Origin of the sequence: uncultured Gordonia sp. (assembly GCF_937858515.1) — a bacterium.
Lineage (GTDB): Bacteria > Actinomycetota > Actinomycetes > Mycobacteriales > Mycobacteriaceae > Gordonia.
Genome location: NZ_CALLZT010000169.1, coordinates 25747 through 40133, shown reverse-complemented (window position 1 = coordinate 40133; position 14387 = coordinate 25747). Strand labels below are relative to the sequence as shown.

At 67.3% G+C, this 14387-nt stretch carries 12 protein-coding genes; 4 read left to right on the top strand and 8 right to left on the bottom strand.

Annotated features, from left to right (window positions below; all coding sequences use genetic code 11):
• Nucleotides 1-48: 48 nt before the first annotated feature.
• The 3 genes from Q0627_RS16375 to Q0627_RS16365 are packed head-to-tail and all read right to left on the bottom strand — an operon-like array spanning nt 49 to nt 3986.
• A complete protein-coding gene (locus tag Q0627_RS16375) occupies nt 49-1731 on the bottom strand; it encodes an acyl-CoA dehydrogenase family protein (protein ID WP_291015722.1) in 1683 nt (560 codons plus the stop codon).
• A gap of 49 nt (nt 1732-1780) precedes the next feature.
• Nucleotides 1781-3304 carry a class I adenylate-forming enzyme family protein gene (locus Q0627_RS16370; protein WP_291015720.1) on the bottom strand — a complete coding sequence of 508 codons (1524 nt, stop codon included), beginning with the start codon at nt 3302-3304 and terminating at the stop codon, nt 1781-1783.
• Between the two features lie 40 nt (nt 3305-3344).
• Nucleotides 3345-3986 (bottom strand): TetR/AcrR family transcriptional regulator C-terminal domain-containing protein, encoded by a 642-nt coding sequence (locus tag Q0627_RS16365; protein ID WP_298811460.1) that lies wholly within the window; start codon nt 3984-3986, stop codon nt 3345-3347.
• A gap of 234 nt (nt 3987-4220) precedes the next feature.
• Between Q0627_RS16365 and Q0627_RS16360 the strand changes: the two genes are divergently transcribed.
• Together Q0627_RS16360 and Q0627_RS16355 are read left to right on the top strand one after the other, a co-directional pair.
• Nucleotides 4221-5621 carry an FAD-binding oxidoreductase gene (locus Q0627_RS16360; RefSeq protein ID WP_298811458.1) on the top strand — a complete coding sequence of 467 codons (1401 nt, stop codon included), beginning with the start codon at nt 4221-4223 and terminating at the stop codon, nt 5619-5621.
• A gap of 11 nt (nt 5622-5632) precedes the next feature.
• The gene (locus Q0627_RS16355) at nt 5633-7189 is read left to right on the top strand and encodes an acetolactate synthase large subunit (RefSeq protein ID WP_291018137.1); all 1557 of its coding nucleotides are present in this window, start codon (nt 5633-5635) and stop codon (nt 7187-7189) included.
• Between the two features lie 89 nt (nt 7190-7278).
• On the opposite strand, the gene Q0627_RS16350 is transcribed toward Q0627_RS16355, so the two are convergent.
• Complete coding sequence (locus Q0627_RS16350; RefSeq protein ID WP_291018134.1) at nt 7279-8346, bottom strand: alpha/beta fold hydrolase; 1068 nt, start codon at nt 8344-8346, stop codon at nt 7279-7281.
• Complete coding sequence (locus Q0627_RS16345; protein ID WP_291018143.1) at nt 8346-9932, bottom strand: AMP-binding protein; 1587 nt, start codon at nt 9930-9932, stop codon at nt 8346-8348. Before Q0627_RS16345 ends, Q0627_RS16350 begins: the two co-directional genes overlap by 1 nt.
• A 38-nt stretch (nt 9933-9970) precedes the next feature.
• On the opposite strand from Q0627_RS16345, the gene Q0627_RS16340 reads away from it, so the two are divergent.
• Nucleotides 9971-10315 carry a hypothetical protein gene (locus Q0627_RS16340; RefSeq protein WP_298811455.1) on the top strand — a complete coding sequence of 115 codons (345 nt, stop codon included), beginning with the start codon at nt 9971-9973 and terminating at the stop codon, nt 10313-10315.
• 11 nt (nt 10316-10326) lie between these two features.
• On the opposite strand, the gene Q0627_RS16335 is transcribed toward Q0627_RS16340, so the two are convergent.
• From Q0627_RS16335 to Q0627_RS16325, 3 genes are read right to left on the bottom strand one after another with little or no spacing between them, the layout of a single operon-like run.
• Nucleotides 10327-10869 (bottom strand): GNAT family N-acetyltransferase, encoded by a 543-nt coding sequence (locus tag Q0627_RS16335; RefSeq protein WP_291018128.1) that lies wholly within the window; start codon nt 10867-10869, stop codon nt 10327-10329.
• Nucleotides 10866-11945 carry an alpha/beta fold hydrolase gene (locus Q0627_RS16330; RefSeq protein WP_291018125.1) on the bottom strand — a complete coding sequence of 360 codons (1080 nt, stop codon included), beginning with the start codon at nt 11943-11945 and terminating at the stop codon, nt 10866-10868. Before Q0627_RS16330 ends, Q0627_RS16335 begins: the two co-directional genes overlap by 4 nt.
• Nucleotides 11945-12280, bottom strand: coding sequence for a hypothetical protein (locus tag Q0627_RS16325; protein WP_298811449.1), 336 nt, complete (start codon nt 12278-12280; stop codon nt 11945-11947). The genes Q0627_RS16330 and Q0627_RS16325 overlap by 1 nt, the downstream gene beginning before the upstream one ends.
• A 269-nt stretch (nt 12281-12549) precedes the next feature.
• Between Q0627_RS16325 and Q0627_RS16320 the strand changes: the two genes are divergently transcribed.
• On the top strand, nt 12550-14202 hold the full coding sequence (locus Q0627_RS16320) for a long-chain fatty acid--CoA ligase (RefSeq protein WP_291015943.1): 1653 nt from the start codon (nt 12550-12552) through the stop codon (nt 14200-14202).
• Nucleotides 14203-14387: the final 185 nt, after the last annotated feature.

Sequence of the window (14387 nt, the reverse complement as noted above, 5' to 3'; positions counted from 1 at the left end):
TGTGGGTTCCGGAAAGCGGCACTCACAGCAATCTCGACGTCGGATTGGTCAGTGTCGGGCCAGGATCGCCTGTAGGTCGGTGCCCACCGGGAGCGTGCCGTATTCGAAGCCGCGGTCGTCGCCGAGGCGGGCGGCGACGAAGGCGTCGGCCACCGCGGCGGGTGAGAAGCGCACCAGTAGTGAGGCTTCCAGGGCCAGTGCCATCGATTCGACGGCCCGCCGCGCGCGTCGCTGGGCGTCGGCGGGTCCCAGCCTGGCCAGTTCGGCGAGTTCGCGGCGCATCCGGTCCAGGTGGGTGTCGAGTACTGGGTATGTGCCGCGGGCGAGGTTCACCTCGGCGTCGAACGCGGCCACCGATTCGGGTTCGCGCGTCATGGCGCGCAGTACGTCCAGGGCGATCACATTGCCCGAACCCTCCCACACGGCCATCACGGGCTGCTCGCGGTAGCGCATCGCCATCGGGAATGCCTCGGTATATCCGTTGCCGCCCAGGCATTCCAGCGCCTCGTAGGCGTGGTGCGGTCCGCGTTTGCAGATCCAGTATTTGGCGACGGCGGTGGCCAGGCGGCGGAAGGCGCGTTCGGAGTCTCCGGCGTCCTCGTCGTGGGCGCGGGCCAGCCGCATGGCGGTAACCGTGGCGGCTTCTGATTCCAGGGCCAGGTCGGCCAGGACCGCGGTCATCGCCGGCTGATCGGCAAGTGTCGCACCGAAAGCCGCGCGGTGGCGGGCGTGCCACAGCGCCTCGGCCACCGACTGCCGCATTCCCGCGGTACTGCCCAGCACACAGTCGAGGCGGGTCTGGGCGACCATCTCGATGATCGTGCGCACTCCGCGGCCGGGTTCGCCGACCATCACCGCGACGGTGCCGTCGAGTTCGATCTCGCTCGACGCGTTCGACTTGTTGCCGAGTTTGTCCTTGAGTCGCTGGATGCGGAACACATTGCGGGTGCCGTCGGGCAGCACTCGCGGCAGCAGGAAGCACGAGAGTCCCTCGCCGCCAGGGCCTTCCGCCTGCGCGAGCACCAGGAACGCGTCTGACATCGGAGCCGAGCAGAACCATTTGTGGCCGGTAAGCAGATAGTCGGCGCCCGGACCACCCGCACCGACGGGCCGGGCGACGGTGGTGTTGGCGCGGACATCCGATCCGCCCTGCTTCTCGGTCATCGACATCCCGAAGATCGCCGAATCCTTGTCCGCGCTCAGCTCGGGGGAGTAGTTGCGGGACAACGCCTTCGGAACCCACAGTGCAGCGACGTCCGGTTGCAGTTCCAGCGACGGGATCACCGCGTGGGTCATCGACACCGGGCAGGCGTGTCCGGGTTCGATCTGCCCGAACAGCAGGAAGATCGCTGCGCGCGCCACATGCGAGCCGGGCTGCGGGTCCTCCCAGCATCGGGTGTGCGCACCGTGGGCGACGGCCGCCGAGATGATCCGGTGATACGACGGGTGATACTCCACTTCATCGATCCGGTGCCCCCACCGGTCGAAGGTGTGCAATTCGGGCGTCAGGGTGTTGGCGACCGCCGCGTCGTGCTGGAACTGCGCCGACCCGACCAGCGCGCCGACCTGCCGCAGTTCGTCGTCGGCCCAGCCGGCGTCGTGTCGGGCAACCGCCTCGGCGAGAACATGATTGAGTTCGTACTCGTTCACGTCGACACGCGGTGTGGACTGGTTGAACACCTCATGGGTGACATGTGGCCGCGGATGGGTCACTGGAGTGGTCGAGGTCATCGAGAACCTTTCTTTGGCAGAGGCTTTCGGATACGAGTAGGGAATCGGGTCACGCCGGATCGGGCGTGACGATCAGGTGCTTCTGCACCTTCCCGGTCGGGGTGTGCGGCAGTTCACCGGTCACATGGAACTCGCGGGGCACCTTGTAACGGGCCAGCCGTCCGAGCAGGAACTCCTTGAGCTCCTCGGGAAGCTCGTCGCCGCCGTCGGAACGGACGATGTGCGCGACGACGGTGTGTCCCCATTCCGGGTGTGGTCGTCCCAGGACGGCTGCCTCCACGATCGCCGGGTGTGCGGTGAGCGCGTCCTCGACCTCCTTGGAGTACACATTCTCACCGCCGGTGACGATCATGTCTTTGCTGCGGTCGACGATGAACAGGTAGCCGTCGTCGTCGACGCGGGCCAGATCCCCCGTGTGATACCAGCCGTCGGCATCGAGCGCGGCGGCGGTGGCCTCCGGATTGTCCAGGTAGCCGGTCATCGTCGACTCGGTGCGGATCCAGATCTCGCCCACATCACCGGCTTTCGCTTCGACACCGGCGTCGGTGATGACCTTCATATCAGCACCGGGCAGTGCCACCCGGCCGATCGAACCGGCCTTGCTGATCTGCTCCTCCGGGTACAGCACGGTGCCGACGGGGCCGGTCTCGGTCATGCCGTAGACCTGGAAGAAGTTGTCGCTGTGGAAGTTCTCGGCGAGCCGCCGGGACATGTCGGCACCGATAGGACCGCCGCCGTACATCCATACCCGCGTCGCGGACAGGTCGTAGTCGGCGAAATCCGGTACGGCCAGCGCCGAGGTGAACACGATCGGCGGACCGAAACACAGTGTGGTGCGGTGCTTTTGCGCAGCCGACAGGAAGTCGATGGGTTTGTGCTCGCGGACCAGGACCACGGTGCCGCCCGCGTAGAGCGTGCCCAGCAGCCAGTTGTTCAGCGGGGAGGCATGCCAGATCGGCACGGTCAGCAGCAGCCGGTCCTCACGGGTGATCGACAGGCCGATGACGGTGGTCATCGCGGTCAGGGTCACTGTGCGCTGGGTGTGCACACAGCCCTTGGGGCGTCCGGTGGTGCCGGAGGTGTACAGGATCTCGGCGATCGTGTCCTCGGGCAGACGCTCTGTCGACACCGGGATCGGTGCTGCCGAAGCGACTTCGGCGTCGAAGTCGGCGACACCGTCGACTGCGGTGTCGGTGGCGAGCGTAGTGATCCCGGCGCCGTCCAGTACCGCGTGCAGGCTGCCGTCGATGACGATCGCCGACGCCCCGGAATGATCGAGGATGTACCGGACCTCGGGTGGTGCGAGTTTGTGGTTGACCGGCACGACGGTGGCGCCCAGGCGCCACGTGCCGAGCATCGCCACCACGAAACCTGTTGTGTTGTAGCACATCAACGCTACCCGATCACCCGGTCCGATACCACGGCCGGCGAGCACGGTGGCCGCGCGGCGGCTGGACTCGGCGAGCTCGGCGTAACTGATCGCCGTGTCGTCGGGGCCGGTGCCACAGCTGATCAGGGCCGGTTTGGCCGGGAATTTCGTTGCGGCGCTGTCGAAGGCGGAGAGCATGTCCATCGTCGGACCTCCCTGGGGATCGGTGATTACTGGGGCTGGGTCACGAGCTGAGCGGCAGGTCGAGCATGGTGTCGGGGATGCCGAGGTGGGCGAACACCACCGCAACCGAGTCGGCGAGTGAATAGCCGACGTCCGGGGCGATCGCCGACATCTGTACGGCGACACCGAAAATTGCGGACCAGAACGCCTTCGCCTCCACCTCGATGGAGGTGCGCAGTTGCCATCCGGTCCGGGTCAGAGTGCGATGCAGGGCGGCCTCACCCCGCTCATGCAGCAGGCGCAGTGTGTCGCCGGTGAATGAGCGCAGGTCCTGCCGCCGGGACACCAGCACCATCGCGGTGGTGAACAGCTGCACGCCGTCGCGTTCGGGGCCGAGCAGGGTGCGCACCAGTGTGCCGGCGTATTCGCCCAAAGTAGTGGCGTCGGCTGCGGCTTCCTCGGTATGCCGCCCGGCGCGCAGCACGGCCGCGCAGGCGACCTCGACGAACAATTGCTCCTTGGAGCCGAAGTAGTAGGTGACCTGGTTGGGGAAGGTCTGGGCGCGCTCGCAGATCTGGGCGACCGAGGCCCGCTCACCGTGCTCGCGGAACACCTCGTCGGCAGCCCGGAGCAGCGCCAGGCGTGTCTGCTTTCCGCTGCTGCGCACCGCACGCTGGGCCGCGGCTCGCTGGGCCTGGGGCACGGGCACTCCTTCATCGCCGATGGCGTCAACTTTGTATGCCGCACAAGTTTGTATACGCGACAATAATAGGCGGCCGGATGTGAGTCAAGACACATCCTCAGTAACGTGCCGGTGGTCAAGGTCGCCTCGACCGAGGGCTCCCGCGACCAGGTGGCCGCGCGCGCAACGATGACTTGAACCCAGATTCAGCAGACTGCGTCCGCCATCGGCGCCGGGGGAGTAGCTTGGCTTCCCATGGGCGACGACGCCACCGGTGCGGCCGGTGAATTCAGCAACATTGTCGGTGAACACGATCTGCTGACCGGTGACGCGATCGGCCCCGACTACGCCCACGACGAGGCGCTGGTCGGGGAGCCGGTGACGCCGCGGTACGTGGCCAGGCCGCAGACCGCCGAGCAGGTGGCTGAATTGCTGGCGGCGGCGTCGGCGGCCGGGATCCCGGTCACCGCACGCGGTTCCGGCACGGGCCTGTCGGGAGCCGCCCGCCCCCACGCCGACGGACTGCTCATCTCCTTCGAGAAGATGGCGTCGACCCTGGAGATCGATACGGGCAACCAGGTGGCCGTCGTCCAGCCCGGCGTGACTCTGGCGGATCTGGATACGGTGACCGCCGAACACGGGCTGGTGTACCAGGTATTCCCCGGCGAACTGTCGGCGAGCCTCGGCGGCAACGTGGCCACCAACGCAGGTGGTATGCGCGCGGTGAAATACGGGGTGACCCGCCACAATGTGCTCGGTGTGCAGGCCGCGCTCGGCACCGGCGAACTGATCCGGGCCGGCGGCAAGATCACCAAGATCTCCAGCGGCTACGACCTCACCCAGCTCATCATCGGCTCTGAAGGCACTCTCGGGCTGGTCACCGAGGTGACGCTGAAACTGTATCCGCGCCTGGCGCATTCGGCCACGCTGCTGGTGCCGTTCGCCGACCTGGAGGCCATCACCCACGCAGTGCCCGCGGTGCTGCGTACCGGGGTCGATCCCAACATCCTCGAATACATCGACAGTCTCACCCTCGCCGCCATCGCCCACGCGCAGGGCCTGACCCTGGGCATCCCCGCCGACATCGAGCAGACGGCGCAGGCATACCTGGTGATCGGCCTGGAGAACCGCGACCACGACCGCCTCGACGGCGACGTGGAACTGCTGGGCGAACTCGCCGAGTCGTTGGGTGCCATGGACCTGTATGTGCTGGAAGGACATTCGGCCCATTCACTCATCGAGGCACGCGAACGGGCCTTCTGGATGGGCAAGTCCGCCGGCGCCGACGACGTCATCGACACCGTGGTGCCCCGTGCCCAGATGCACGAATTCCTCAACAAGGCAAGGCAATTGGCCACCGAGGTGAACGCGGGCGTCATCGGGTGCGGACATGCCGGCGACGGGAACGTGCACCTGGCGGTGTTCTGCCCGGACGACGACACCCGGCACGGGCTGTTGCACCAGATCTTCGCCACCGCGATGGAACTCGGCGGGGCCATCGCCGGTGAGCACGGTCTCGGCCGCGTCAAAGCCAGTCATTTCGCGGAGTTGGAAGACCCCGCCAAGATCGCCCTGATGCGCCGCATCAAGGCGGCCTTCGACCCGGCAGGGATTCTCAATCCCGGTGTACTGCTTACTAATTCGGATGACAAGTAAGGAAACCGCAGATGACCACTGGCGCTCAGGCCCTCATCTCCACCCTGCGCGATGCGGGCGTGCAGGTATGTTTCGCCAACCCCGGTACGTCCGAAATGCATTTCGTCGCCGCACTCGACGACGTCCCCGAAATGCACGGCGTGCTCTGCCTTTTCGAGGGAGTGGTGACCGGCGCCGCCGACGGCTACGGGCGCATCGCGGGCACTCCGGCGGCCACCCTGCTGCATCTGGGCCCCGGCATGGGTAACGGGTTGGCCAACCTGCACAATGCGCGCCGCGCGCACGTCCCGCTGGTCAATGTCGTCGGTGATCACGCCACCTATCACAAGAAGTACGACGCCCCGCTGGAATCGGACATCGAACCGCTCGCGGAATGGACGCATGGCTGGGTCCGGCGCATCGAATCGGGCGAGACCATCGGCGCCGACGCTGCCGCCGCGGTCGCGGCCGCCCAGGCCAGTCCCGCACAGGTGGCCACGCTGATCCTGCCTGCCGACATCTCGTGGAGTGAGGGCGGGGAACTGGCCCGTCCGGCCGAGCCCGAACCGGCGACGGCCCCGGACGACGCGGTCGTCGCCGAGATCGCCGAAATCCTGCGCAGTGGCGAACGCACCGTCATCCTGATCGGCGGTCCGGCCACCGGTGAGGCCGGGCAGAACGCGGCCGACCGGATCGCCGCCGCGACCGGCGCGGTCCCGCTCGTCGAGACCTTCCCGACCCGGCACACCCGTGGTGCCGGAATCCCCGCGATGGATCGCCTGGGCTACCTGGCCGAGGCGGCGATGGCGCAGCTCGACGGTGTCAAACACCTGATCGTCGCCGGAACCGGTGCTCCCGTCTCGTTCTTCGCCTACCCTGGCAAACCCAGCAGCCTGGTACCCGAGGGCACCCAGGTGCACACTTTGGCGAGCCTGGGCACCGACGTCGTGGCAGCCCTGGAACAGCTTGCCGATGCGGTGGCCCCCGGCACCGAACCGCGACCGGCCCCGGCCACCACCACGGAACTGCCGACCGGTGATCTCACCGTCCAGAACTGGGTGCAGGTGATCGCCGCCCTGCTGCCGGAGAACGCCATCATCTCCGACGAGAGCAACACCTCGGGGCTGATGCTGCCTGCCGCCACCGCCGGCTGCCCACGCCACGATGTGCTGACGCTGACCGGTGGCGCGATCGGACAGGGACTACCGGTCTCGACGGGCGCCGCAGTCGCCGCCCCCGACCGCCCGGTGATCGCCCTGCAGGCCGATGGTAGTGCCGCATATACGATTTCGGCGTTGTGGACGATGGCCCGGGAGAACCTGAACGTCACCGTCGTGCTCATCAACAACCACGCCTACGCGATCCTGCGGCTGGAACTGATGCGCACCGGTGCGGGCCAGGGCGGACCCAAGGCGCGTCAGCTGCTCGACCTGGCCAACCCGGACATGGACTTCTCGAAGATCGCCGCCGGATTCGGCGTACCGTCCACCGTCGCCACCACCTGCGAGGAACTCGCCGAACAGTTCAGTGCCGCGCTGGCCGAGCCGGGTCCGCACCTGATCGACGCCCGTATCCCACCCATGCTCTGACACTGCCGTCACAAACCCCACCAATAGCCCCCGGCATCGCAATAGTCTCCTCGCCGGCGCTGAGCGGTGGGGTTTGTGACGCGCCGATTCTATGTCCGGGGCACCATCGCTGCGGTGATCTCGGCCCCGGCCTCCTGCGGCACCAGATGCCCGACCCCGGCTAGCTCGACGTAGCGGGCGCCGGGGATCAGCCGGGCCAGCCGCATCCCGTTGCCGACGGGCATCAGCGGATCGCGGTTGCCGTGAATGACGGTGGTGGGGGCCTTGATCCGGGCCAGCCGGTCTGCGCCGTGCCAGCACCATAGGGCGCGGGCCTGGGCCATCATGCCGCCGCGCGGCGTGAGCCGGGCCATGATCTGGCCGACCAACTCCTCGATCACCTCGGGATGGGCTTCGGCGAAACCGGGTCCGGTGATGGGTCCCCAGGTGTCGGCGAGGAACTTGCCGATATCCTCGCCCTTGCCGGGCGAGTCGAGCAGCGAGGTCATCACCGACAGATCGGGCAGGATGTGGTCTGGGGTCGGTGGTCGGGTGCCGCACAGGATCAGTTCGTCGACGACCTCAGGATGCCGGATCGCCAACTCCTGGCTGATCATTCCGCCCATCGACAACCCGATCACCGACGCCCGGTTGATCCCGCAGGCGGTGAGGACATCGTAGGCGTCGTCCGCCATGTCGGCGACGGTGAACGGGGCGGGGGCGGTACGCGACCATCCGGTGCCGCGGTTGTCGATACGGATGACGCGGTAGCGAGATTCCAGGTCGGCCAGCCACGCCGACGGCCAGGTGACGCCGTTGGCGGTCCAGCCGTTGATCAACAGCAGCGCGGGCGCGGTTTCGGATCCGCCGACGTGCCAGTGGACCTTCGGGCGTGCGACGCCCGGCCGCAGCTGATGCGCATCTGCCACGGCGGCACGTTCTTTGCGGCGCCACCGGGTCGACTGGCGTTCGATACCGGTCAGCTTCTCGGCCGGCCGCAGCCACAGTTCGGCCAGCGCCCGGGTGCGGGCCTCGTTGCGGATCCCGATCTCGGTCAGCGTGCCGATCAGCTGATTGGTGGCCAGCGGCGAGAGCACCTTGCCGAACGTCTGGGTCGCGGAATCGGTGAGTGAAGTGGGCATGGTGACCGTCTGTTCTGAGTGAATTGGTGTGGACATCAGATCATCTTGCGCCGCAATAGTTTTCCTGTTGCGGTGCGGGGCAGGGCATCGGTGAACTCGATGATCTTGGGGACTTTGAAACGGGCGAGTCTGCCGGTCACCAGCTTCTTGACGTCGTCCTCAGTGAGTATCTCCCCGTCGGCGACGACGATCACGGCCTTGAGGACCTGACCGAACCGTTCGTCGTCGACGCCCACGACCGCGGCTTCGACGATCCGCCCATCACCGTTGAGCAGATTCTCCACCTCCAGCGGGTACACGTTCTCGCCGCCCGAGACGATCATGTCGTCCTCGCGGCCCACGATGAACAGCCGCCCGTCGGCGTCGAAATAGCCCTTGTCGCCCGACGACAACCCGCCGCCCGCCGACTCCTTGGTGGCGCCGTTGGTGTAGCCGTCGAAGCGGAAGGAGTTGGCGACGAACACCCGCCCGACGGTGCCGTCGGGAACCGGATTGCCGGCGTCGTCGAGGATCGCGATGCCGACTCCGGTGACGCGACGCCCGGCGGTCGTCGGGTGCCGTCGCAGATCCGCGGGGCCGGCGATGGTGGCCAGCGCGACCTCGGTGGAACCGTAGATGTTGTAGAGCACGGGGCCGAACCGGTCGAGGGTTTCGGTGACCAGCCCCGGCGCGATGGCCGAGCCGCTGGAGGCGATGAACCGCAGTGAACCGGTATTGAACCGGGCCAGCGTCGCGGGGTCGAGATCGCAGATGCGTCGCAGCATGGTGGGCACCACGATCAGGCCGTCAGCCTGAAAGCGATCGAGCTGGGTGATGGTGTCCGACGCGGAGAACGCGGGAGTGGTCACGATGGTCGCCGACATTCCCAATCCCAGCAGCAGCCCGTTGAGACCCCACGCATGGAAGAACGGGGCCGGGATGACGAGGGTGTCACGCAGCCGGAACGGGATCGACGAAAGTACCGACGCAGCCGCGTCGAGTGCGTTGGCCCCCGACGAGCGAGCCGCACCCTTGGGGGTTCCGGTGGTGCCGGACGTGAGGATCACCAGTTTCGATTCGCGCTGCGGCGGGGCCAGACGGCGGGTGTGCAGGGCGCCGATCAGTCCCCGCAGCCGCTCTCCGTCGAAGCATTCGACGTCCGGCCGCGACGACAGCAGCCCGACGAGGTCGGTATCACCGAGCACCGCCGTGATCGATTCGGCCGCGACCACATCGTCGAGCTGTGGGCCGCTCATCGCGGTGTTGAGCAGCACGACGGTCGCGCCGAGTTTCGCCGACGCGATCAGCGCGCGCACGAACATCGGCGAATTGCGGCACAGCACACCGACTGTGGTGTCCTCGGAGAGTCCGTGCGCACGCAGCCCGGCGGCCAGCGCATCGGTCTGTGTCCACATCTGCCCGTAGGTCATCCGCTCGCCGGGTCCGGTCACCGCGACCACCTCGGGATACCGTGCCGCCGACGCCGCCAGTCCGGCGAGCAGACCGGTGCCGTAGGGCAGGGCCGCGAGCATCGCCCGCGGCAGCCGGTCGGGACGCTCGAACAGCCGGGTGTTCGCCCGGGCCAGGACCGCCGAACTGCGTAGTTGCCGCAGGAGACCGGAAAGCTCGGGTGCGGGGGTCATCGTGGCCACCTCACGATCCTTTCGTTAGTTTGATGGGCGTGTGGAATGCATATCGACGCCTGGCCGATCAGTACGCCCGGGCCTGGTCCGCCGGAATCGGCTGTGTCAGCGACAAATGGGCCGATGCGATCGACTACTCCGGGTTCGTGCTGCCGGTCGCGGCCGTCAACGTCCGTTCGGCGGTGTCGTCGGTGCCCGGCGGAACCCGGCTGGTCGCCGCCGCCGACGACGCGTACTCGGCCATCACCCCGCCGCTCATCTCGGCGGTGGAGGCGAACTACGCCGCCGCAGAACGCATTCTGGCCGCGCAGCGTGGCTGGGTGGTCGCCTACCTGAAGATGTACTCGCCGGATCCGGCCGGTCACGTCGGGCAGAACGGCTAGCCGGACCCGTCTCAGGCCAGGGCGTCGACGATGCCGACGGTCTCGAGGTTCTCCCAGTTGGTGTCCACGTGGTGCGCCAGCATGAGGATGTCGTGCAGTGCGCCGTTGTGGTCGCGGATGTGGTCGCGCAGCAGGGCCTCACCGGTGAACCCGAGGTCGGTGAACAGTTCGACGACCGCGTCGGATTCGGTGGTCAATTCCACCACCACCTTGCGCAGCCCGGCATCGACCGCCGCCCGCAGGGAGTGCTGGACGAGCTTGCGGCCCAGGCCGCTGCCGCGCACATCCGGGTCGACGACCAGCCGCAGCTCGCCGACGTGGTCGGACCAGCCCGGCAGCCGGTTGACGGTGGCGTAGCCGACGATGGTTCCCGCCGTGTCGCGGGCGATCCAGCGCAGTTCCGGATTGTCGGCCAGGCGCGCGATGTAGTCGGTGTCGTCGACGAGCACCCGGATCGCGGTGATGTCGCCGTCGCCGAGTTTGCCCAGCAGGGTGCGGAATTCGGCGATGTCGCCGGCGGTGATGTTGGTGATGGTGATGTCCGGGTCGCTCACGCGCGCACCTCGCTCTGCTTCTTGAGAAATTCGATGATGGTGGGGATGGTGGTCTTGGCCGCGGTCCGTCCGACGACGAGGCCGATATGCCCGCCCTTGAGCCTTAGTTGTTCCGAATCGGTCGAGCCGACCAGGTCGTTGACCGGCGAAGCCACGTCGAGGGGGACGATGTGGTCCTTCTCGCCCAGGACCGACAGGAACGGAACGGTGATGTCGCGCAGGCTGATCCGGTCGCCGCCCAGGGTCACCGTGTCGTTCATGAAGGCATTGTCGTCCATGAGCATGTGGAACATCTGGCGGGCGGTCGCGCCGGGCAGCGGGATGTGGTCGGTGCTCCAGCCGTTCATCGCCTGGTAGGCCGCCACGTAGTCGTCGTTCCACATCCGGTCCAGCAGGTCGACGTAGCCGGTCACCTCACCGACCGGGCGCAACGTGCGGAACGAGTTGTAGATGACGCTGCCGGCGATATTGCCGTCGTCGCCGATCAGATCCTCGACGTCGGTGCCCACCTGCCGGAATGAGTGGCCCATCGGCATCTTGTCGTAGTCGACGGGGCAGGCCACGACGGTGTGGCTGCGGATCGGGGCATCGGGATGGTGCGCGCCGTGCAGCAGGGTGAGGTTGCCTCCGAAGCAGTAGCCGAGGATGTTCACCTCGTCGCAGTGCGAGGTGCGGCAGGTCGCCTCGATGGCGGCGGGGATGGCGCCGTCGGCGTAGTACTCCAGATTGTTGCGGGCGTCGCGCTCGTCCGGCACGCCCCAGTCGAGCAGGTAGACGTCGAGGCCCGCGCCGAGCAGGTGCTCGATGAAACTGTTGCCCGGCGACAGGTCCAGGATGTAGGCCTTGCTCACCAGGCTGAACACGATCAGCAGCGGTGGGCGATACCGTACGTCGTCGTTGCGATAGCGATACAGCCGGGCACGGCCGTTGCGCCACACCACATCCCGGGGCGTGGCCCCGACCTTGGGTTTGCCGACGCCGGCCACCATCTTGATTCCGTTGCGGGCGCGCAGCGAGTTGCGTTCGACCTCCTTGCGGATCCGGTCGACGGCGCCCAGGGGGTTGGGAATGTCCACTACTGGTTCTCCTTGCGGTCCCGGGATTCCTCATCGCTGTGGGATCGATCGACGTGATGGGCCTGTTCGCCCAGTTCCAGACGCAGCTGACGGACCTCGTAGTCGAGTTCGCCGATCTGACGGCGCAGCTTGCGGACGTCGGAGCCTGCCGGGATGTTCACCAGATGCCAGAGCGCGGCATTGGCGTCCTCGATGCGTTTGCTCGCCTCACGGCGGACCATGCCGATGATGGCGGTGGTGGTGGCGAATTCCTCGGAGTGCACCACCGCCTCGATGGTGGGGGTGAGCCGCTTTTCGGCGGCATCGTAGAGATCGCGCAGGGACGGCACGGTCATCGCCTTTCGCTGAGCCCGTACGGTGCGCGAGGCGCCGCCCGGGGCGTTGCCGGGTCATTGAACCGTACCGCGGAGTTCGGCCGAACCCCTGGTCGGCCGATCGCGCCTCATATTGCCGAAATGCTGCATGTGCGGCGACGGTATGGTTTTCAATGCTGTGGTATCAGTCACAGTCTAGGCATGCCAGTCACGCGTGGCGCATGCGGCCGGGGGAGTCGTCGCCCATCTGCCCGCCACACGGTGAACAACCCGCTAAGGAGACCCGGAACATGATCCAGTCCACGATGCAGGGCGGAAATCTCTCCCTCGCGACCCTCGTCGAGTACAGCCGAAAATCGTTCCCCGAGGGGCGGGTCCGAACGTGGACGGGTTCGGCTTTCCGCGACATCTCCTTCGCCGAGATCGGTGAGCAGGCCGCCCAGCTGGCGCACGCCCTCGACGGACTCGGCGTCGGTCGCGGCGACCGGGTGGCCACCTTCATGTGGAACAACAACGAACACCAGGTGGTCTACGCCGCCGTCCCGTCGATGGGGGCCGTGCTGCATACCCTCAACCTGCGGCTCTCGCCCGAGCAGGCGGTGTTCATCCTCAACCACGCCGACGACAAGGTGATCCTGGTCGACGCCTCGGTGGCGCCGATGCTGTCGGCGTACGTCGCGCAGGCGCCCGGGGTGCGGCACGTGATCGTCGTCAACGGTCCGGTCGAATCGTTCACCGCACCGGATTGGGTCACCGTGCACGCCTACGACGAGTTCATCGCCGGACAGCCCACCACCTACAACTGGCCCGGCGACATCGACGAGCGTTCGGCCGCCGTGCTCTGCTACACCTCGGGCACCACCGGTGACCCGAAGGGCGTCGTCTACTCCCACCGCAGCATCTACCTGCATTCGCTGACCGCCACGTCGACCACCGGCGTGGGGTTGTCGAACCGTGACTCGATGCTGGCCATCGTGCCGATGTTCCACGTGATGAGCTGGGGGCTGCCGTACGCGGTGATGATGTGCGGGGCGACAATGATCATGCCCGACCGGTTCCTGCAGCCCGAGCCGCTGCTGGCGATGATGGCCGAAGGCCGGCCGACGCTGGCCGCGGCGGTGCCCACCATCTGGCAGGGCGTGGCGGCCCGGCTGCATGCCGCGCCGCAGGACATCTCGCATCTGCGGGAGGTGATCGTCGGCGGTGCGGCGGTACCGCACACCATGATCCGGGCCTTCGACGAATTCAACGCACCGATCACGCATGCCTGGGGTATGACCGAGACCTCACCGCTGGGCAGCATCGCCCGCCCGCCGGCCGGCATCGACGACCCCGAGGAGGCCTTCGCCTACCGCGTCACGCAGGGCCGTTTCCCGCCACTGGTCGCCGGCCGCATCGTCGATGACGAGGGCAACGAACTGCCCTGGGACGGTGAGACTTCAGGTGAGCTGGAGGTGTCGGGACCGTGGATCACCGGTGCCTACTACCAGCCCGACGGCAATGTGAGCGCACCGGACAAGTTCCACGACGGCTGGCTGCGGACCGGTGACGTGGCCACCATCAGCCCGGACGGCTACATGAGGATCGTCGACCGCACCAAGGACATCATCAAGACCGGTGGCGAGTGGATCAGTTCGGTGGAACTGGAGAACGCGGTGATGAGCAATCCGGTGGTCCTGGAGGCCACGGTGATCGGCGTGCCGGACGCGAAATGGGATGAGCGGCCCTTCGTGCTGGCCGTCGTAGCGAGCGAGGCCGACGCCGACATCGAGGCGCACAAGGCATTCCTGGCGGATCTGGTGCCGCGCTGGCAGATTCCCGAACGCTGGTCGTTCGTCACCGAGATCCCCAAGACCTCGGTGGGCAAGTTCGACAAGAAGGCCGTCCGCAGCCGCTACGCCGAAGGCGGCTACGAGGTGTTCGGGGAACCCGCTCCCGAGTAGTCGCAGGAGGGTAGTCGCCGCTGGGTGGTCGCACTGACCCGCAGTCTCGAAACGCACCGATGGGCAGCCCCTGATCAGGGACTGCCCATCGTATGTGGTTGCGAGGTCACCGGGTTCGGTCCGCTGACCGCCCCCGGCCGGATGTCCGTTCGGGGGGCAGTGCGGGTGCGGCCGCGGCGACCTGG

Excerpts from the sequence above, each read along its gene's own strand:
- Q0627_RS16375 (WP_291015722.1), bottom strand. The coding sequence starts at position 1,731 with ATGACCTCGACCACTCCAGTGACCCATCCGCGGCCACATGTCACCCAT.
- Q0627_RS16370 (WP_291015720.1), bottom strand. The coding sequence starts at position 3,304 with ATGGACATGCTCTCCGCCTTCGACAGCGCCGCAACGAAATTCCCGGCC.
- Q0627_RS16355 (WP_291018137.1), top strand. The coding sequence starts at position 5,633 with ATGACCACTGGCGCTCAGGCCCTCATCTCCACCCTGCGCGATGCGGGC.
- Q0627_RS16350 (WP_291018134.1), bottom strand. The coding sequence starts at position 8,346 with ATGTCCACACCAATTCACTCAGAACAGACGGTCACCATGCCCACTTCA.
- Q0627_RS16360 (WP_298811458.1), top strand. The coding sequence starts at position 4,221 with ATGGGCGACGACGCCACCGGTGCGGCCGGTGAATTCAGCAACATTGTC.
- Q0627_RS16345 (WP_291018143.1), bottom strand. The coding sequence starts at position 9,932 with ATGACCCCCGCACCCGAGCTTTCCGGTCTCCTGCGGCAACTACGCAGT.
- Q0627_RS16320 (WP_291015943.1), top strand. The coding sequence starts at position 12,550 with ATGATCCAGTCCACGATGCAGGGCGGAAATCTCTCCCTCGCGACCCTC.
- Q0627_RS16325 (WP_298811449.1), bottom strand. The coding sequence starts at position 12,280 with ATGACCGTGCCGTCCCTGCGCGATCTCTACGATGCCGCCGAAAAGCGG.